14 protein-coding genes and 1 pseudogene are annotated in these 19,160 nt (G+C 66.3%); 5 read left to right on the top strand and 10 right to left on the bottom strand.

Translation table 11 applies throughout. The features are described 5' to 3' along the window. Nucleotides 1-189 precede the first annotated feature (189 nt). The 5 genes from MLGJGCBP_RS06110 to rhaI form a co-directional block, all read right to left on the bottom strand. Nucleotides 190-1,554, bottom strand: a complete 1,365-nt coding sequence (locus MLGJGCBP_RS06110) for an MFS transporter (RefSeq protein ID WP_160094458.1) — start codon at nucleotides 1,552-1,554, stop codon at nucleotides 190-192. Nucleotides 1,555-1,614: 60 nt separating this feature from the next. Then, nucleotides 1,615-1,950 (bottom strand): L-rhamnose mutarotase, encoded by a 336-nt coding sequence (locus MLGJGCBP_RS06105; protein ID WP_160094457.1) that lies wholly within the window; start codon nucleotides 1,948-1,950, stop codon nucleotides 1,615-1,617. Between the two features lie 230 nt (nucleotides 1,951-2,180). Next, a complete protein-coding gene (locus MLGJGCBP_RS06100) occupies nucleotides 2,181-3,623 on the bottom strand; it encodes a rhamnulokinase (RefSeq protein WP_160094456.1) in 1,443 nt (480 codons plus the stop codon). Nucleotides 3,624-3,627: 4 nt separating this feature from the next. Next, on the bottom strand, nucleotides 3,628-5,673 hold the full coding sequence (locus tag MLGJGCBP_RS06095; RefSeq protein WP_160094455.1) for a bifunctional aldolase/short-chain dehydrogenase: 2,046 nt from the start codon (nucleotides 5,671-5,673) through the stop codon (nucleotides 3,628-3,630). Between the two features lie 9 nt (nucleotides 5,674-5,682). Beyond that, nucleotides 5,683-6,849: an L-rhamnose isomerase gene (gene rhaI, locus MLGJGCBP_RS06090; protein WP_160094454.1), complete on the bottom strand. Its 1,167-nt coding sequence runs from the start codon at nucleotides 6,847-6,849 to the stop codon at nucleotides 5,683-5,685. 379 nt (nucleotides 6,850-7,228) lie between these two features. On the opposite strand from rhaI, the gene MLGJGCBP_RS06085 reads away from it, so the two are divergent. Next, on the top strand, nucleotides 7,229-8,275 hold the full coding sequence (locus MLGJGCBP_RS06085) for a LacI family DNA-binding transcriptional regulator (RefSeq protein ID WP_268960727.1): 1,047 nt from the start codon (nucleotides 7,229-7,231) through the stop codon (nucleotides 8,273-8,275). 171 nt (nucleotides 8,276-8,446) lie between these two features. On the opposite strand, the gene MLGJGCBP_RS06080 is transcribed toward MLGJGCBP_RS06085, so the two are convergent. From MLGJGCBP_RS06080 to MLGJGCBP_RS06065, 4 genes are all read right to left on the bottom strand, one after another. Next, nucleotides 8,447-9,712 carry an MFS transporter gene (locus MLGJGCBP_RS06080; RefSeq protein WP_236580944.1) on the bottom strand — a complete coding sequence of 422 codons (1,266 nt, stop codon included), beginning with the start codon at nucleotides 9,710-9,712 and terminating at the stop codon, nucleotides 8,447-8,449. A gap of 403 nt (nucleotides 9,713-10,115) precedes the next feature. Beyond that, on the bottom strand, nucleotides 10,116-10,910 hold the full coding sequence (locus MLGJGCBP_RS06075; RefSeq protein WP_160094453.1) for an IclR family transcriptional regulator domain-containing protein: 795 nt from the start codon (nucleotides 10,908-10,910) through the stop codon (nucleotides 10,116-10,118). After that, nucleotides 10,907-12,151, bottom strand: coding sequence for an MFS transporter (locus MLGJGCBP_RS06070; RefSeq protein WP_160094452.1), 1,245 nt, complete (start codon nucleotides 12,149-12,151; stop codon nucleotides 10,907-10,909). Before MLGJGCBP_RS06070 ends, MLGJGCBP_RS06075 begins: the two co-directional genes overlap by 4 nt. Before the next feature lie 256 nt (nucleotides 12,152-12,407). Beyond that, nucleotides 12,408-13,238 carry an IclR family transcriptional regulator domain-containing protein gene (locus MLGJGCBP_RS06065; RefSeq protein WP_160094451.1) on the bottom strand — a complete coding sequence of 277 codons (831 nt, stop codon included), beginning with the start codon at nucleotides 13,236-13,238 and terminating at the stop codon, nucleotides 12,408-12,410. A gap of 318 nt (nucleotides 13,239-13,556) precedes the next feature. Here MLGJGCBP_RS06065 and MLGJGCBP_RS06060 point away from each other — a divergent pair, with 318 nt between their 5' ends. From MLGJGCBP_RS06060 to MLGJGCBP_RS06045, 4 genes are read left to right on the top strand one after another with little or no spacing between them, the layout of a single operon-like run. After that, on the top strand, nucleotides 13,557-14,840 hold the full coding sequence (locus tag MLGJGCBP_RS06060) for an aromatic ring-hydroxylating dioxygenase subunit alpha (protein WP_160094450.1): 1,284 nt from the start codon (nucleotides 13,557-13,559) through the stop codon (nucleotides 14,838-14,840). Nucleotides 14,841-14,871: 31 nt separating this feature from the next. Next, nucleotides 14,872-16,044: a zinc-dependent alcohol dehydrogenase gene (locus tag MLGJGCBP_RS06055; protein ID WP_160094449.1), complete on the top strand. Its 1,173-nt coding sequence runs from the start codon at nucleotides 14,872-14,874 to the stop codon at nucleotides 16,042-16,044. An 11-nt stretch (nucleotides 16,045-16,055) separates the two neighbouring features. Next, nucleotides 16,056-16,562, top strand: a complete 507-nt coding sequence (locus tag MLGJGCBP_RS06050; RefSeq protein WP_201452975.1) for a hypothetical protein — start codon at nucleotides 16,056-16,058, stop codon at nucleotides 16,560-16,562. Between the two features lies 1 nt (nucleotide 16,563). Then, nucleotides 16,564-17,541, top strand: a complete 978-nt coding sequence (locus tag MLGJGCBP_RS06045; RefSeq protein ID WP_160094448.1) for a PDR/VanB family oxidoreductase — start codon at nucleotides 16,564-16,566, stop codon at nucleotides 17,539-17,541. 257 nt (nucleotides 17,542-17,798) lie between these two features. Here the strand turns inward: MLGJGCBP_RS06045 and MLGJGCBP_RS54195 are convergent. Beyond that, nucleotides 17,799-18,971, bottom strand: a pseudogene (locus tag MLGJGCBP_RS54195) (AAA family ATPase). Nucleotides 18,972-19,160 lie beyond the last annotated feature (189 nt).

Genomic DNA, 19,160 nt, shown 5'->3' with positions numbered 1-19,160 from the left:
CATCGGAAATCTCGTTGGCACGCAACACGGGGACAGTCTCGAGCATCCAACCGCCAATATTTGGCAGACACGCTCTAAGTGGTTGGGTTCGTAAATTCGTCGGGGGTCATGCCTCGGTGGCCGCGGACCTAATCGAGCCCCGCCGAGGCGCTCACCGTATCAACTGTGAGGGCCAGGATCGACCGCCACTCAGCCCGCGCGGTGGGTGGAGTCGATGTCGCGGACGGATAACTCTGACTCCGTCGGCGGAACGGGTTGCGTCGGCGAGACTCGGGGCCCGTAGCGTTCGATCTCGATCTGCTGCAGCGTCTTTCCCTGCGTCTTCGGAGTCCAGACGGCGCCGAAGATGAGGGCGACGGTGAGGAGTCCGATGAGGAGCAGGCCGACGGTGGTGAGTCCGGACGCGGCGAGCAGGGTGGGGAAGAAGTAGCTGAGCAGGCCCGTCGCCGAGCGGACGACGAAGAACATGAAACCCTGCGCGCTGGCCCGGTAGGGGGTGGCGAACAGCTCGCTCGCCCACAACCCGTAGAATGCTTGCGCGCCGATGCCCGACGAGATGCCCCACAGGACGGCGAACAACAGCAGGGTCGGCATGCCCGCGTCGGTGAAGAAAACCAAGACGGCCCAGGCGCAGATGCCCAGGGCGGCACCGACGGTGTAGAGCAGTCGCTGGGAGATCCGGTCGACGAGTGCCATGAAACCGAAGAACGTGGCCAGTGCCGTGCAGCCCCATACCAGGACTTGCAGCAGGTTCTGCTGAACGGCGCTGTGGACGCCTGCGCTGTCGTAGACGCGGGGCATGAAGATCCCGGCCTGGCCGGCGACGGTGTTCCAGAAACCGTAGATGCCCATCAGCACGAGCAGTGCCGTGATGTTGACTTTGCGAGTGAACAGGCCGCGCAGGCCGCGGTCACCGGCGGAGGAGCGCACCGACTGCGACAGCGTGCTGTCCGACGCTTCGTCCTTCCAGATCTTCGATTCCTCGAGTCCCTGCCGGATCCACCAGACGACTGCCGCGACCACGAACAGGTGCAGGAACACCAGGCGCGACCCGAGCAGTCCGAGCGGTGCGAGCGCCGCGGCCAGTGCGAACCCGATCAACGGGCCGAAAGACCACGCCAACTGAGCCGTTCCGACGTGGCGGCCGCGGTTCGTCGACGGAGCCTGCTCGGAGATATAGGTCCACGAGGCGGGAACCCCCGCGCCGACCGCGATGCCGGTGATCACGAATGCGGCCAGCAGCATCGAAAAGTTGAGGGCGAACGCGGCGAGGAGGACGCCCACCATGTAGACGATGAGATCGTAGGTGTAGATCGCCTTGCGGCCGTAGCGGTCGCACAGCGGTCCCCCGATGCCGGCGCCGATCGCGGCGCCGAACGCATTGGCGCTCAATGCGGCGAGTAGGCCGACGGCGAAGTTGCTGATCCCGAATGCTTCCTGCCAGAACGCGAGGCTGGTCGCGATCGCGATGATCGAGCCCGCCTCGATGTAGTTGGACATGGCGACGGAGATCGTCGCTTTCCACCCGGTGGTGGTTCGTGCACCGACTTTCATGATGTTCCTCAGGTCAGGGACGGGTATCCGGTGGGGGAGAAGGGTTGGGGGAAATGCAGATCAGGCGAGGTGGAAGTACTCGGTGAGCCGCCGCATCGCGCCGTCGGGGTGCCCGGGCGTCTCGAAGTACTCCGCCATCGACTGCTGCCAGCGACGGTTCACCTCGGTCGCTGCCATCCCGGACACGGCGCGGTCGAAGTCGGGGCTCTCGAGGTAGCCGACGACCAGTCCGTCCTCGGGGCGAAGGAACAGCGAATAGTTGCGCCAGCCGGCGCTGCGGAGGGCATCGAGCATGGCGGGCCACACCGTGTCGTGTGCCTTCAGGTAGTCATCGACCCGGTCGGGACGGAGTTGGAGTAGAAAGCACACGCGTTCGAGGGGTGGGGATGAGGACACGAGCGAACTCCTACCTGAAAATGAAACGATTCAAAAATGTGTCTGCGATCACAGTAACTGCGCCGCGTACAGTCGTCAATAGCGATTCAACCTCGCGGCTTTCGGGTGACGTCGTCCTGGTTTTGGCCATGTCAAAGCAGGCTCCTCCCCATTCGGGGCGTTGTGACAGCCTCGGGTCACCCTGTACCGATCCGGGGTCGGTGGGACCGACCGAGGGGCTGGGCGATCTGTCAGTTGTCGGCGAAAGACCGCACCGTGTTCGCCAGAGGCAGGTATCGCCGCGTCGGCTGTGTACGTGCCAGCGTGGCGCGGATGTCCTCGAGGGTCTCGGGGGCGGCGCCGCGGGCGCGGGCCTGGACGAGCACGTTGCCGAGTGCGGTGGCCTCGACGGGCCCCGCGGTGAGGGGCAGACCAGACCGGTCGGCGGTGAGTTGGCACAGCAGTGCGTTCTGGGACCCGCCGCCGACGATGTGGATGGTGTCCACCTCGGAACCGGTCAGCGCGACCGCGTCCGCGATGGTGTCGCGGTACGCGGTGGCCAGTGATTCGAGGATGCAGCGCACTACCTGAGCCGGTCCTGCCGAGGACGGCAGGCCGGCAGCGGCCCGGATGCGGGCGGGCATCTGTCCGGGGCGGATGAACTCGGCGTCGTCGACGTCGATCTCGGGACCGCCGCCGAGAAGCGACGTGGCCTCGGCGAGCACCGCGTTCAGCTCCACCGTCCGACCTTCCTCCGCCCACGTCCGCAGGGACTCCTGCAGCAGCCACAGCCCGCCGACGTTGCGGAGGAACCGGGTTCGCCCGTCGACACCCCCTTCGTTGGTGAACTTCGCGCACCTGGCCTGTTCGGTGAGAACCGGGTCGGCGAGCTCGACCCCAGCCAACGACCACGTCCCACTGGAGATGTAGGCGAACCGGGTATCGGTGGCCGGGACGGCGGCCACGGCCGACGCGGTGTCGTGCGATCCGACCGTCGTCACCACCGTGGTCCGGGACAGTCCGGTGCTGTCGGCGACCTCCGGCCGCAGCACACCGCGCTGATCACCGGGACGCTGCAGCGGCGGCAGCAACGACGGGGTGATGCCGAGCCGGGTCAGCAGTTCGTGCGACCAAGTGCCCGTGCGAATGTCGAGCAGTCCGGTCGTCGAGGCGTTGGTCGTCTCGGTCCGCAGCTCACCGGTGAGCCAGTAGGCCAGCAGATCGGGTAGCAACACCGCGTGGGCCGCGTTCTCCCACAGCGGGGACTGTTTGTCTGCCTCGAGTTGGTACACCGTGTTGAACGGCAAAAACTGCAGGCCGTTGATCCGATAGAGCGCCGCCGGGTCGAGGCGATCGTGCACGGCGTCGATCACCGCGTCGCTGCGCCCGTCCCGATAGGAGATCGGTTCGGCCAGCAGCCGGCCGTCGGCGTCGAGCAGGCCGTAGTCCACGGCCCAGGTGTCGATGCCGATCGATTCCACCTCCGGGAACCCGGCCGCGAGGGCCCGCAGTCCGCTGAGAACCTCCTGGTAGAGGCCGGTGAAGTTCCACCGCAGGTGCCCGTCGAGCGCGTGGGCGCCGTTGCCGAAACGGCGCACCGTGTGGAGGGTGGTGCGGCCACCATCGACCACCCCGGCGATCACCCGGCCGCTGGAGGCGCCGATGTCGACGGCACCGAAAACTCTGGCAGACATCGGATTACCGCAGGAACGCGGCGGCGACGCCGGCGTCGACGGGAATGTGCAGGCCGGTGGTGTGGCTGAACTCGTCGGAGGTGATCAGGGCGGCGGCGTTGGCGACGTGTTCGGGCAGCACCTCCCGCTTGAGGAGGGTGCGCTGGGCGTAGAATTCACCGAGCTTGTCCTCCTCGACCCCGTACACCGCGGCGCGCTGGGCGCCCCAGCCGCCGGCGAAGATGCCGCTGCCGCGGACGACGCCGTCGGGATTGATCCCGTTGACCTTGATGCCGTACCCGCCGAGTTCGGCTGCGAGCAGTCGAACCTGGTGTGCCTGATCGGCTTTCACCGCACTGTAGGCGATATTGTTGGGGCCCGCGAAGACCGAGTTCTTGGACGAGATGTAGACGATGTCCCCGCCGAGTTCCTGGTCGATCATCGCCTTCGCGGCGGCCTGGGCCATCAGGAAGCTGCCCTTGGCCATGACGTCGTGTTGCAGATCCCAGTCCTTCTCGGTGGTCTCGAGCAGCGGCTTGGAGATCGACAGGCCCGCGTTGTTGACGAGCAGGTCGAGGCCGCCGAAGGCGAGCAGTGCGGCGTCGACGGCGGCACGAACCTGGGCGGTGTCGGTGACGTCGGCCTGCACACCGATTGCGACGTCGGCGGTGCCGATCTCCTCGGCGGCGGCGCGGGCCTTGTCCAGGTCGAGGTCGGCGATCACCACGCACGCGCCCTCGGCAGCGAGACGAGTGGCGATGGCCCTGCCGATGCCGCCGGCGGCGCCGGTGACCAGCGCAATCCGGCCGGCGTGCGAGCGCGGCTCGGGCATGCGCTGCAGCTTCGCTTCCTCGAGCGCCCAGTACTCGATCCGGAACTTCTCGCTCTCGTCGATGGGGGCGTAGGTGGAGACGGATTCGGCGCCGCGCATCACGTTGATCGCGTTGGTGTAGAACTCGCCGGCCACGCGGGCGGTCTGCTTGTCCTTGCCGTAGGAGAACATGCCGACACCGGGGACCAGGATGATCGCCGGGTCCGCGCCGCGGATTGCGGGCGAGTCGGCGGTGGCGTGCCGGTCGTAATAGGACTGGTAGTCGGCGCGGTACCTCTCGTGCAGCTCGGCCAGCCGGGTGATGCACTCCTCGACGGAGGCGGTCGCGGGCAGGTCGAGCACCAGCGGCTTGACCTTGGTGCGCAGGAAATGGTCGGGGCAGGAGGTGCCGAGTTCGGCGAGCGGCGCCAGTTTTTCGCTCGCGAGGAACTCGAGCACGACATCGGTGTCACTGAAGTGCCCGACCATCGGCTTGTCGCGGGAGGCGGCCTTGCGCAGGTGCGGCGCCAGTGCGGCGGCCTTGGCGCGCCGCTCGCCCTCGGGCAGGGCCGTGAATCCGTCGCGGGCGGCGCCGAACGGATCTGCGGACCCATGCTGATCGAGATAGGCCTGGGCGGTCGCGATGATCCACGTCGAGTTGGCCTCGGCCTCGTCGCTGGTCGCGCCCCAGGCGGTGATGCCGTGGCCGCCGAGGATGGTGCCGATGGCGTCGGGGTGGGTCTCCTTCACCTCGGCGATGTCGAGGCCGAGCTGGAAGCCGGGGCGCCGCCACGGCACCCACACCACCTTGTCGCCGAAGATCGTCTTGGTGAGCTGCTCACCGTCCGCGGCGGTGGCGATCGCGATGCCGGAATCGGGGTGCAGGTGATCGACGTGGGCGGCGTCGACCAGGCCATGCATGGCGGTGTCGATCGACGGGGCCGCACCGCCCTTGCCGTGCAGGCAGTAGTCGAACGCGGCGACCATCTCGTCTTCCCTCTCGACGCCCGGGTAGACGCCGACCAGAGCTCGCATCCGGTCCAGTCGCAGTGCCGCCAAGCCCTTCTCGGTGAGCGTGCCGAGGTCGCCCCCGGACCCCTTGACCCACATCAGCTCGACGCTCTCCCCGGTGACCGGGTCGATCTCGGTGCCTTTCGCGGAGGTGTTGCCGCCGGCGTAGTTGGTGTTCTTCGGATCGGAACCGAGCCGGTTCGACCGGGCCAGCAACTGCTCGACAGTGGTGTTGGTGTTGTCAGTCATGATGTTCTCTCAGGCTCCCCATCCGGCTTGGGTGCCGCCGACGCGGTCGGCGGCGATGTGGTCTGCGTATCCGCTCTCGCGGTAGGCCCGCATCGGGTCCGCGGGCAGACCGCGCGAGGCGCGCCAGTCGGCCAGGTCCGAGCGGACATCGGTGTAGAAGGCGTTCATGAACACCTCGTTGGCGCCGAGCACGTCACCCGCACGCTCCGCCTCGGCCAGCGCGGCCCGGTCGACGAGCAGTGCGCGGGCGGTCATCTCCTGCACGTTGAGGACCGAGCGGATCTGGCCCGGGATCTTTTCCTCGACGTTGTGGCACTGGTCGAGCATGAACGCCACCGTGCTGTCGGGACCATAGCCGCCACCGCGGACGACCTCGAACATGATGCGGAACAACTGGAACGGATCCGCCGCACCCACGATGAGATCGTCGTCGGCGTAGAAACGAGAGTTGAAGTCGAACGATCCGAGCCGGCCTAGGCGCAGCAACTGCGCGACGATGAACTCGATGTTCGTGCCCGGCGCGTGATGGCCGGTGTCGAGGCACACGAACGCACGCTCGCCGAGCGCGACACAGTGCGCGTACGAGGTGCCCCAGTCCGGAACATCGGTGGCGTAGAAGGCGGGTTCGAAGAACTTGTACTCGAGCACCAGCCGCTGCTCCTGCCCGAGACGGGCGTAGACCTGTCGCAGCGAGTCCGCCAGCCGGTCCTGCCTGCCGCGCAGATCACCCTGGCCGGGGTAATTGGTGCCGTCCGGGAGCCAGATCTTCAGATCCCGGCTTCCGGTGACGTCCATGATGTCGATGCATTCGTGCATGTGGGCTATAGCCTTTGCACGAATCCGCTCGTCCACGTGGGTGAGGCTGCCGAATTTGTAGTCCTCGTCCTGGAACGTGTTGGAGTTGATCGTGCCCAGGCGAACGCCGAGGTTCGCCGCGTGGGTCTCCAGCTTGTCGAAATCGTCGACCCGGTCCCAGGGAATGTGTAGCGCGACCGACGGCGCCAACCCGGTCAGCTCGTGCACCTTCGCCGCGTCCGCAATCTTCTCGTACGGGTCCCGCGGCACCCCGGCGGTGCTGAACACCTTGAACCGGGTCCCCGAGTTACCGAACGCCCAGGAGGGGAGCTCGATGGCCTGGCCCGCGAGCTGCCCCGCGATATCGCTGAAAGTCGGCATGTCGTCTTCCTCGATGGTGGTAATGACAAATTGAAACGTTTTAAGATGTGACGAGTGTAACGCTGTAGGCTGGCCGCCTGTCAAGGCTGATCGAATCGAACATCGAAGTTGAATTGATCGTTTCAATTCCGGCCCGGTCGTCTGGGCTCAGATGATTCCGCAGTACGTAAAACCCAGCCGCACGGCAGTCGTCAGGTAGGTGGTGTCGTTGCGATGGCGGATTCCGCAGGTCAGGTACTGCTCACGCACTCATGCGTGAGCGTGGCGGGCGAGTGCGATGCCGAGGTCCGGCGGGGTGGGAACCGCCATGCTTCCGCGCAGCAGGGTGACGTGCTCGGTAGGCTGTGTCGGACCAACGTTTCAACCCGAGGGGGCAGGTGTGACAGTCGCTGATCCGCATCGCCCTACTGGCCAGGCCGCCGGAGTGCGCGACGTCGCCGAGGCGGCAGGCGTGTCGATGGGCACCGTGTCGAACGTGCTCAACCGCCCCGAGGTGGTCAGCGTCAAGACCCGCGCCCGCGTCCATGCGGCGATGGCGCAACTCGGTTTCGTCCGCAACGAATCCGCCCGGCAGCTGCGGGCGGGTCGCTCGCGCACGCTGGGCTACGTGATGCTCGACGGCTCCAACCCGTTCTTCACCGACGTCGCCCGCGGCATCGAACAGGAGGCGGAGGCGCACGATCTGTCGCTGTTCCTCTGCAACAGCGACAACCGCCCGGACCGTGAGCTGTCGTATCTGAACCGGCTCGAACAACAGCGGGTCCAGGGCATTCTGATCACCCCAGCCGACCCCGAGGCCGCCATCCTCGACGAGCTCCCACGCCGCGGCACACCGGTGGTCATCGTCGACCGCACCCGCAGCGGGAACACCCACTGTTCGGTGGCCGTCGACGACGTGCGTGGCGGCGAGCTCGCCATCGAGCATCTGCTCGAGATGGGTCATGACCGCATCGCGTTCGTGGGCGGTCCTTTCGCTCTCGGGCAGGTGCGCGATCGCAGACACGGTGCGCTGCAAGCGCTCTCGAACACAGGTCGTACGGCGGAGCACCTGGTCGACATCGAGACCGCCGCGTTGACCGTGGCCGAGGGTAAGAACGCCGGCGAGCGCCTGCTGGGGTTGTCGACGCGGGTGCGGCCCACCGCGGTCTTCTGCGCCAACGATCTGCTCGCGCTCGGCCTGCTCCAGGAATGCGTCGGTGCGGGGGTGCGTGTGCCCGAGGACCTGGCCATGGTCGGATACGACGACATCGACTTCGCCGCCGCGGCGGCGGTCCCACTCAGCTCGGTGCGACAACCGCGCAGACAACTCGGCCGCACCGCGGCCGAGTTGCTCGTCCGCGAAGAACAGGAACACCCCCACCGGCACCAGCAGATTCTGTTCGTCCCCGAACTGGTCGTCCGACGCTCCTCGCGGCACTCCTTCTGACCCGATTGCCCGCAGGGTCGTTGGTCGTCTTTACCCGGTCACACCGTTCAGCAGCGACGACTCCCGCGAATTTGCCGCCGCGCTGGCTAACGACGATCACGCCCGAGTGCGCTGCAACCAACGACACGACGGCCTCCCTCGGGAGTCCGTCGTGTCGTTGGGAAGTGGGTATCAGTGTGTGGTGGTGGCGGGAGGTTCCTGTGCCGGGTCGGCGACCGTGATCCTTCCGCCGTCCTCGTCGACGAAGTACAGGACGACTGCGCCGATCATCGGTCCGACGGCGAGGGCGGAGAACGCCGCCAGGAACGAGCCGGTGGCGGAGAAGACCGCGCCGATCGCGAGAGGGACGAGAGTGCTGGCGATCTGCCAGAAGGCGTTGGAGGCGCCGGCAGCGGTACCGGTGACCTCGCTCGAAACCAGACGCGGAATCATCGCGACGATCAGCGGCAGGTATCCGTATCCGACCAGGCCGAGGACGGGTGCCGCAATCAGGAGCGCCGGGACGTTGTCCAGGGTGCCGAAGAAGATCAGGATCACGGCGAACAGCGCGAGGATGACGATCGCGGGCTTTCGGGCGCTGCCGACCTTGTCGCCGAGCATTCCGATAAGGGGCTTGCTGAACACCGCTACGCCCGCGAAGATGGCCACGATGAATCCGGCGGTGGTGCCGGAGACTCCATGGCCTTTGATGAGAAGGGCGTTCGACCAGGTGACGAATCCGTATGTGCCCCAAAAGCCGCCAAACCCGGCGAGCGAGAGCAACATCAGGTCACGGTTGGTGGTCAGTGTCTTCCACGCGGAGGGGCGCTTGCCGTCGCCGGTCGTAGCGACCCTGTTGGCGACCGGTCCCGGGCGAATGATCACATAACAGGCGATCGCGGTGACGACCGAGATGGCACCGAAAAGATGGTAGGAGGCGTGCCAGCTGTAGTGGTTGATCATCCACGGGACGACTGTATTGGCGATGACGGTGCCGAGTGAGGTGGCGGAGGTGAACAGTCCCATGACCTTGCCGAGTTCCTTGGGCTTGAACCAGCTTGCAAGGAGTTTGACGCCTGCGGCATAGTCGGCGCCGGCGAAGAAACCGACGACCGCCTGCACACCGATGCCGATCGCCGCGGTAGTGGTTGATCCGAAGACCATCATGAACACACCTGCACCGGCAAGCGACGCGGTGACCACCTCGCGGCCACCGAATCGGTCGGACAGCACCCCCGTGAGGGCGTTGGAGCAGACATAACCGATGTAGTACGCGGTGGCGAACACGCCGAGGCTGGCGAGTGGTACGCCGAAATCCTCGCCGACGAAGACCGACGCCGGACCCCAGGTGGAGCGATCGACGGAGGTCATGGTGAAGGCGAGCCAGCAGAGCACGAGTACTACCCACCGATACCGGTTGCGTACCTGCTGATCAGGGGATGCGGAAATTGTCTGCACGAGGTCGTTCCTGTCTGGTCTCGGCGCGATTGCTCAGGGTCTCGGGGCTGGGCTTCAACCCGGAACGCGTCGCAGAGGATCGTTGCCGTTTAGTTGAATAGCGTTGGCGCAGTCGAAGTGTGGAAGTGGGCTGTGAACGTCACGCGTAGGCGCCGCGCCGAAAAGCTGAGGGCTAGCCACCTTGGACGGGTCGAGCGCTACACCTGTTCTATCAAGGTGATCGTGTTCACACAACAGTGCCGTCCGTTTATTGAGCAATTGCGCGCCATGCGGACGTCAATTGTTTGTATCTGCTCGCGCCATGGGACGCCACGCGGACCGGCCATGTAGCCGCCGCGCCACACTTCAGTCGTGCGGCGTGCCGATCGCCGTCGAGAAACGGCGCCCGACCGCCGACGAGTCTTCAGATTCCCGTCAGCTCCTCGCGGATCTGCTCGGCTGCTTTCTGGAGTGCGGTGAGAATTGATCCCCTCATGTGGTCGAGTGAGACACGCGATGACTGGGCGGAGACGTTGAGGGCCGCGACTGCGTGGCCTTCAGCGTCGCGAATGGGCACGGCAATCGAACGGACCCCCTCGGTGAGTTCCTGGTCCGCCAGTGACCATCCCTCGTTGCGAGCATCGATGATCTTCGCGCGCAGTTCGGTGGTGTCGATCGTGGTGGCCTCGGTGTAACTGTGGGTGTTCACGGTCGCCAGATAGGCGTCGAGTTCGGCATCCGTACGGTCCGACAGAAGCACACGTCCGGTGGCGACGGCGTAGGCCGGCAGACTCGTCCCGACTACGATCTCGACCGTGAGGACCCGGTTGGCCTGGACCCGGTCGACGTAGAAGATCGTGTCGCGGTGCAGCACGGTGAGGGACGCCGTCTCCTGTGTCTGCTCGGCCAGGCGCTCGAGGTAGGGCCGGACGATATCGGGAAGGCCGCTGCTCAGGACGTAGGCATCACCGACCTCGAGTACCGCGGGGCGGGCGGTGTAGGCGGTGCCGTCGTAGGACAGGTAGCCCATGTACTCCAGTGTCAGCACGAAACGCCGGGCCGCGGTGCGGGTGATGCCGGCGAGGGCCGCGACCTCGGTGACCGAGAGGGGGCGGCGTTCTCGCCCGAACAGTTTGAGTACCTCGAGCCCCCGGCCGAGAGCTTGAACGTGATCGCGGTTCTGTTCCGGCGCCGTCGTGGTCGCTTCGTTCTCGCTCACAGGCTCAACCTATCTACTTCGCGGGGTGCTGCCGACGGGGTGCGTGCATCGGAACCGCGGATCCCCCAGAGGCTGAGGGCGATGCATACCGTGTACAGCGCCACCGCAGCTGACCAGCCGGTCGCGAATCCGCCGGTGTGGTCGGACAGCAGTCCCATCAGCGCGGGCCCGCAGGCGAATCCGAGGTACATCCCGACCGCGATGGCACTCGAGGCGCGGCCCACGGTGCTGGTCTGAACCACGCGGAGCGCGCCGGCCATCAAGACCACGTTGGCCGCGAGCGCGGTCGCGCCGTGGACGCCGACGCCGAGCCACAGGAGGGGACGCCATCCCAGAAGTTGGGCGCCGAGTAGTGCGAGTGCGCCGAGCGTGGAGCCCGATGCGAGGATCAGCAGCAGGACGAAGGGGCCGGTTTTCCCGGCAAGCGCCCGGCCCCAGCCGATCCGCGCGGTGACACCGATCAGGCCGGCAATCGCTGCGGTGAGCCCGGCCACGGTGAGGTTCAAGCCCATCTCGTCGTGCGCGAACAGCGGAAGATAGACGTTGGTGGCTTGAAGGGCGGCGCCGGAGAACAAGGCGTAGGCGGCGAATACCCAGATGGCCGGGGGCAGCGATCGGTGCCCGGTACGGCCGGAGGAGGGTGGAGCGAACTCGAGCGCGCTCGCCGACCGACGCCCATGCGCACGAGACGGTGCGAAACGCAAGGCCAGGATGGCCGAGACGCCCGCGATGGCGGCGCCGACCCACAGCGGGCCTCGCCATCCCCAGGCAAGCGCCAGGGTGGGGCATCCGATCCCGGCCGCGAGTTGACTTGCCTGCACCCCCGACTGCTTTACTCCGATCCAGGGTGACCGCTTGGCCGGTGGGGCGTGGTCGCTGATCACGCGATTGGTGACCGGGTTCGACAGAGCCTGCGCTGCCCCGGACAAGGCCATGGCCGCCAACAACCATAGGTAGTTCGTCGACAGCGCCGCGACGACGAACGAGAGTGCGGCGCCCGCGAATACCGTGACGAGCAGGGCGCGAGCGGGGAAGCGATCACTGAACCGGCCGAAGGCCAGGGACAGGGCAGCCGCCGTCAGGAAGGTGAGCGTGGCAAGCATCCCGAACTGCATCGCGGTGATACCGAGCGAGTCGATGACCAGCGCACTCGTCGAACTCAGCCCGTAGGTCAGCAACGGCCCGATGGCCATGGCCGCAGTCAACAGCGGCAGTAGTCCTCGGAAATCGCGGTTGTTCACTGCAGGTACTCCATCGACAGTCCTATTGCCGTGCGACGATGCGCACGGTTGCCTCCTCAGGCGTCCGCATAGCGTTCAGGTATTCTATCTTCGGACGCAAGTGTCGCAGGCCCTGGGGTGTTGCCCACCCTTGCCGCCCCGGGACGCCTCGTGCGCCGCCACAGTGTCGCAACGGGTAACCGGGGATGCCGATGGAACAAACCGTGGTCACTCGGCGACTGGGCGGACGTTCGCGCCCCCGCAGCAGGCCGTGCAATCAGATTTCGATTCCGGCGCGCAGTTCCAGGGAGATCCGGCCGGCGGTTTCGAGGAGCGGGGGAAGGTACCGCGGAACCAGGGTGCGCGCAGGTTCGTGTGTTTGGTACATCGACACCGTGAGCGCGCCGACGTTGCGGCCGGTTCGGGAACGAAGCGGCACGGCCAACGCTTGCACGCCGACGTCGAGGACTTGATCGGCGAAGGCCCAGCCCTGACGGCGGATGATGTCCAACTCGCGCTCGAGTCGACTGCGCTCGTCCTTTGCGAGCGCGGTGTGAGAGTCCTGGTTAGCCGTGACATCGAGATGCCGGTTCAGCTCGGACTCGGGAAGTGCGGCCAGCAGCACCTGTCCAGCCGCAGTCCGGCGGGCGGGCAACCGGCTACCCGCCTTCAAGGACACCGACATGCCGGACGCAACGTCCACCCTGCTGACGTACCGAATGTCCGGGCCTTCGAGCACGGTCACGGACGCAGAGGCTCCCAGGTTTCGCGCAAGGGTCTCGAGGTGGGGTTGGCACACGTCAGCCAAGGTGAACCTCGACAGATTGGCGTAGCCCAGCTCGAGCACCCGCGGCGTCAGGGTGAACTTGCGGCCGGAGACCTCGACGAATCCGAGTTCGACAAGCGTGTGTAGGAATCGCCGCGCCGCTGAGCGGGGAAGTCGGCATCGATCTGCGACCTCGGTCAGCGTGAGGGCACGATGCTCGCGGTCGAAGGTGGTCAGCACCGCGATGGCGCGTTCGAGTGATTGGACCGCGTCCTTCGGCCGGGCCGGCCGCACGGGCGTCGACGACGGTATGCCGTCGACTGCGCTCCTGGCTCGCGTCATCTGCTCCCTCTCCGGTGGCTGCACTCGCCGAGTGGCTCCATTGGAGTCCACTACCGAGAGTCTAGTGGAGTTCGCTCTGCGCGCATATGCGCGTGCTCTTCGGAGAACTCTTCGGTGGGATTGCGCGCGATCAGGAGCGGCCGGGCTGCGCATCTCGGTGACTGAAATGGCGAGGACCTGGGTCTTGGGGCCGAAAGGTTAGGCCGTCCAAGGTTGACGCTACGAGGCGGTTTGTGTCACAGTCGTACCGCCGATCAATTTACGCGCAGCTGCGCGCTATGCGGACACAAACGGCCGCAGAAGGTCGAAAGGACTCTCATGCTGACGCAAGACCAAAACACCCTGCTGGTACAGACGGGCCCCGATACGCCGATGGGCCGGCTCTTTCGCCGATACTGGATCCCGGCACTGCTGGCGGAGGAGTTGCCGGAGCCGGATTGCGCTCCGGTCCGGGTCAAGTTGCTCGGCGAGCAACTGATCGCCTTCCGCGACACCCAGGGCCGGCTCGGTCTTCTCGACGAGTTCTGCAGTCACCGCACCGCCTCGCTGTACTTCGGCCGCAATGAGGACTGCGGACTGCGCTGCGCATACCACGGCTGGAAGTACGACGTCGAGGGCAACTGTGTCGACATGCCCTCCGAGCCGGAGGACTCGAAGTTCAAATCCCGGATCAAGCAGAAGGCGTACCCGTGTGTCGAGCGCGGTGGCGTGATCTGGACCTATATGGGCCCACCCGAGCTGAAACCCGAGCTGCCCGAACTCGAGTGGGCGATGCTCGGCGACAGCCACCGCTTCGTATCCAAGCGCCTGCAGGAGACCAATTACCTGCAGGCGATGGAGGGCGGGATCGACTCGAGTCACGTCTCGTTCGCGCACCGATTCAACCTCGACGACGACCCGATGCACTCGGGAACCGAGGGCAACAAGTACCTCAAGGCCGACACCCGCCCGAAGTTCGAGGTCGCCGAGAGCGACGGCGGCCTGGTCATCGGGGCCCGCCGCAACGCCAACGACGAGGAGTACTACTGGCGGATCACGCAATGGATCATGCCCTGGTACACCATCATTCCGCCGTTCGGCACCCACAACCCGCTCGGCGGGCACGCCTGGGTGCCGATCGACGACGAGACCTGCTGGGCGTGGAGCATCAACTACCACCCCACCCGGGAACTGCGCGACGACGAGCTCGCGTCGATGCGCAACGGAGAAGGTATCCACGCCAAGTACATCCCCGGGACCTACCGGACACTGGCGAACAAGGACAACGACTACCTGATCGACCGCGAGGCCCAGCGACAGAAGAAGACGTTCTCCGGCATCGAGGGCATCGCCGCACAGGACTTCTCCCTGCAGGAGTCGATGGGCGAGATCTGCGATCGCACCAAGGAACGACTCGGAACCTCGGACGCGGGCATCATCTTGGCCCGGCGCCGGCTGCTCGGCGCCCTTGAAGAGCTCGAGGCGCGGACCCTGCCCGGGATGAAGCCCGAACATCAGCGTGTGCGGTCGACCTCGGTCCTGCTGCCGAAAGCGACGCCCTTCAAGGAGGGCGCCGAGGATGCGCTCCGCATGGTCGAGGGCGAAGACTTCGTCTCCATCTGATCACCCAGGCAACGAGAACAAGGAGTCCGTCGTGACCAACAGCGCCGACATCGACATCGCACCGACGCGCTCGCTAGCCCGCCCGCCGAGGCTGGTCCGCGCCGCGGTGTCGATGCCCGACACGACCACGACCGTCCGCCATCTCGATACCGACGCGGCAGTCGGTGCGGTGGGCTGGCTCAAAGTCGAATCCTCCGCGGTGTGCGGGACCGATGTCAGTCTCTATCGCGGCGGACTCGACTCTCCCACCGTCCTCGGCCATCACGTCGTCGGAACCGTCGTCTCACTCGACGAGACCCAGGCGACATCCTGGGACGTGCGTCCCGGCGACCGCGTCGCACTGGAGGAATACCTACCGTGCCGGAGCGCGGACTGTCCGGCGTGCCGCACCAGGGACTACCGCATGTGCCCCCAAACCGACCTGTGGCAGGGCAAACGCAGAGTCGGGCTGGTCTCGGCCGAAGACGGGTCGGGATTACACGGCGGCAACGCCGAATACATGCAGCTCACCGCGAACAGTCTCGTCTACCGCCTGCCCGCGAATCTCGACGCCGATCTCGCGGCCTGGACCCAGCCGTTCGCTAATGCGCTCGACTGGACGGTCGACGCCGGCGGCGCCGAGGAAGGCTCCACTGTCGTCGTCATCGGCCCCGGGTATCACGGCATTGCGGCCGTAGCTGCGGCCCGAGCAGCCGGCGCAGCCCGCATCGTCGTCATCGGGGTGCCGGACTCGGCCGGTCGGCTCGAGATCGCCGAATCACTCGGTGCGGCACCGGTGGTCAACAACAACGCCAGCCTTCCTGATCTGATCTGGCGAGCAACCGACGGCGAGGGGGCCGACGTCCTGCTCGACACGGTCGGGCTCGGGGGAGAGGCCGTGGCAGCCGCTGCCCGCGTACTGCGCAAGCGGGGTCGGCTGGTCATCGGCGGACTCGGCTCGACTCCGGTATGCGAGCTCGATCTCAAGTCCCTAGTGCGCGGCGCCAACACGATCGTCGGTGTACGCGGACGCTCACCGGAAGCCGTCCGGCGCAGCATCGACATCCTCGCCGACGGGCGGTCGGGCTTGGAGATCGTTCCCGCCATCGACGTCGACCTGGATCAGGTCGACGACATGCTGGGCCGGATGGCCGCCGGCCAGGGGCCGGTCAGCCCGCACGTCGTCATCCGCCCCCAGCTGCGCCGCCCGATCGATCAGAAATGAGGAATGTTGTCATGAGCGAGACGACACCACGCCGGTTGTCCTATGTGGCCCGAATTCTATTGGTGCCCCTGGGGGAATCAGGTCATCAACTCGTCACCGAGATGGCCGCAGCCGGGTTGACCGATGTGCACGTTGTTACCGAGCACTCGCCGAACACGGCCACAGCGCGCGACATCAACGCCGACATAGCCGTCCCACGCCGCATCGACGAGTTGAACGCCGAATCGGACATGGTCATCCTCATCGGCTCGGTGCTGTCCCAAGTGCCCGTCGGCTTCGCCACCACGATGGCCGAAGCAGCCCGCCAGTCGGGCAACCTGCTTGCCGGTGTCCTGGTCGATCAACAGGACTGGGACAGTCCGCAGGGCGCCGAAGCGATGGCAGTGCTGAGGATGGAACTCGACATGCTGGTGTCCATCACCCAGGTCTCTCTCGCCACCGCATTCGTCGATGTCCTCAAGGGGGGATACCGCACCGATGGTGCGTACGCGCCCGTTCTCTCGACCCCAAGGAGCTGACATGACACACGAGACCAACCAGCTGGTGGTCCGGCAACAGCGACTCGAATCCGATGGCGTACTGTCGCTGACCCTCGACCGACCCGACGGCGCGTCCCTCCCCGAGTGGGAGCCGGGGGCACACATCGACCTCGTCCTGCCCTCCGGGACTATCCGGCAGTACAGCCTCTGCGGTGACCCCACCGACAAGACCTCCTACCGGATCGCCGTCCTGAAGGAGAACGAGGGGCGCGGAGGATCGAGGGAGATTCACGACACCGTCCGCGTGGGCGATCTCCTGGCAGTGCGCGGTCCCCGCAACCTGTTCCCACTCGAGCAGGCGGCACACTATGTCCTGATCGCCGGTGGTATCGGTGTCACTCCGATCCTGGCGATGGCGCGGCAACTCACCCGCGAGAACGCCAGCTGGTCCGCACTCTACGGTGGCCGCAGCCGCGCGTCGATGGCGTTCGCCGACGAATTGCACGCACTCGGCGACGTCACAATCTACCCCACCGATGAGTACGGCAACCTCGATCTCGAGGCCGCACTGTCCGACGTGCCGCCGGGCACCGCCGTGTACTGCTGCGGACCCGAAGGGCTACTGCAGGCTACGAAATCGACATGCGAGCGCCTGCTGGGTGAGAGTGCGATGCACTTCGAGCGATTTGGCGCTCCCGCCGTTGGTGCCGATCCTGCCGCAGCAGCCGAGGCATCGGAGGGCCAGAGTCCGGAAGAATTCGAGGTGGAGCTACGTCGGACCGGATGCACTCTCAAGGTGCCCGCCGACCGGACTCTCCTCGACGTCGTCCTCGAAGCGAACCCGGACATCCTCTACTCCTGTGAGGACGGATTCTGCGGATCCTGCGAAACCCGGGTACTCGACGGAATCCCCGAACACCACGACTCGATCCTGTCGGAAGCCGACCGCGAGAAAGGCGAAACGATGATGATCTGCGTCGGACGTTCACGCACACCGAAACTGGTGCTCGACGCTTGACGTACAAGCGGCCTGATTTGGCGGCCGAACCGAACTGATATGGCCGCCGCGTCAGCGACCACACTTGACGGTTCGGCCTCCGTCCGGGATGGCGCACCCGGGGCGCCCGCGGTACTGATTTGTCTGCGGCCGCTCTCGGTGCGGTGCCTTTGTCTCGACGGGGTGTGTCGGCCGGGGGCCGGTGCTGTGGACTTCGGGCCGCCGCCGGTGGTGCGCCGCGGTCCCCCTTCTGATGCGGTGCGGGTGTTCGTGGGCTGTCAGGCGGTGGGTTGGCGCCGGATGAACTCGGCCATGCCTGGGACGGTGAACGCGATGCGGCCGTGTTCGGGGGACCAGATGAGGCCCCTTTTTGATGGCGGAGTCGCGAACATCGCTGACCGCGGTTGTCGCTACGCCCATGGCTGCGGCGACCTTCCCGGACCGGGGAGTGTGTTCCCCGGTGGCGGCGATGGCGCGCAGGTAGCGGCGTTCCCGGTCGGTGGCGCGGATCCACCGGGAGGGGAAGAATCCGTCGTCGAGTGCTCGGCGGCCCTCCTCGATCGCGGTGTGGGCATCCTCGGCGTCGAACGGGGTGGTCGGGGCGGTGTGCCAGATTGCCTTGCCGAACTCTTGCAGGAAGTACGGGTAGCCCCCGCTGGCTTCGACGACAATGTCGAGCGCTTCGGGTGTGAACGCACCGCCGTGGGCTTCGACCGGTACCCGGAGCGCGTCGGCGGCATCGGTGGGGGAGAGCGGTCCGATCGTCCGGTAGGAGAATTGCCGTTCCGCGTAAGAGCGGCTGTCGGCGAGCACCGCCGGAAGGCTGGGCAGGCCGGCGCCGATGACGAAGAACGGCCATTCTCGTTGGCTGGCGCGGTGTTGCACCGCGAGCAGGGCGCCGAGCAGGTCGGTGTCGAGGTCCTGCATCTCGTCGATGAACAGCCCGAACGCGGTGCCCCTTTTCCGCATGACGTCGCTGATCGCCTCGACCAACTCCTCGAGGTCGAGGTCGATGTCTCCGCTGGCGGCCTGCCCCCGAGGGTGACCTCGAGCTTGGCCGGGCCGAGCCCGACACCGAGGGTGAAACCCCGTGCGAGGGAGACGAGATCGTCGATGACCTTGTGCAACTGGTGTTTGCGGCTGAAGCGGCGCAGGCCGACGGCGAGTTCGTAGCCGAGCCGGGCGCGGACCGCGGCGATCCCGGCCTCGTTCGGCCGGGCCTCGATGCTGATCGCCAACCACCCATGCCGTTCGGCGTGCTCGGCGAGGTTGTTGAGCAGGGTGGTCTTCCCGACACCGCGAAGTCCGGAGAGCACCATGCCGCGGTCATAGTTGCGGCGCTTGCTGCGGGCGACGAGCAGATCGAATTCCTGGCGCTCCTGGTCCCGGCCTTCCAGGGCGGGGGGCCGCAGACCGGAGCCGGGTTTGAAGGGGTTGAGGGCGGGATCCAAATCGACAATTATAGACATTTATGGGATATGTACCATAAATGTGCATAAGTCGCGATAGCCTTCGATAGGCTGCAACGGGTGTAGGGCGGCTGTAGGGTCTCGCTGGCCGCGTCGGAATCTCACGGTGAGTGGCGGTCCGATGGCGGATCCGCCATCGTTGTGAGACACGCCGATTTCGAATGTCGGGTC

The organism is Rhodococcus sp. T7, from assembly GCF_009872365.1.
Classification (GTDB): domain Bacteria; phylum Actinomycetota; class Actinomycetes; order Mycobacteriales; family Mycobacteriaceae; genus Rhodococcus_F.
The sequence above is the reverse complement of the archived record's forward strand: the minus strand, read 5'-3'. Positions and strand labels throughout refer to the sequence as shown.

What these genes read in the sequence shown, in the direction of transcription:
- MLGJGCBP_RS06065 (WP_160094451.1), bottom strand. Translation starts at nt 13,238, where the DNA reads ATGACGCGAGCCAGGAGCGCAGTCGACGGCATACCGTCGTCGACGCCC.
- MLGJGCBP_RS06045 (WP_160094448.1), top strand. Translation starts at nt 16,564, where the DNA reads ATGACACACGAGACCAACCAGCTGGTGGTCCGGCAACAGCGACTCGAA.
- MLGJGCBP_RS06100 (WP_160094456.1), bottom strand. Translation starts at nt 3,623, where the DNA reads ATGTCTGCCAGAGTTTTCGGTGCCGTCGACATCGGCGCCTCCAGCGGC.
- MLGJGCBP_RS06060 (WP_160094450.1), top strand. Translation starts at nt 13,557, where the DNA reads ATGCTGACGCAAGACCAAAACACCCTGCTGGTACAGACGGGCCCCGAT.
- MLGJGCBP_RS06050 (WP_201452975.1), top strand. Translation starts at nt 16,056, where the DNA reads ATGAGCGAGACGACACCACGCCGGTTGTCCTATGTGGCCCGAATTCTA.
- rhaI (WP_160094454.1), bottom strand. Translation starts at nt 6,849, where the DNA reads ATGCCGACTTTCAGCGATATCGCGGGGCAGCTCGCGGGCCAGGCCATC.
- MLGJGCBP_RS06110 (WP_160094458.1), bottom strand. Translation starts at nt 1,554, where the DNA reads ATGAAAGTCGGTGCACGAACCACCACCGGGTGGAAAGCGACGATCTCC.
- MLGJGCBP_RS06095 (WP_160094455.1), bottom strand. Translation starts at nt 5,673, where the DNA reads ATGACTGACAACACCAACACCACTGTCGAGCAGTTGCTGGCCCGGTCG.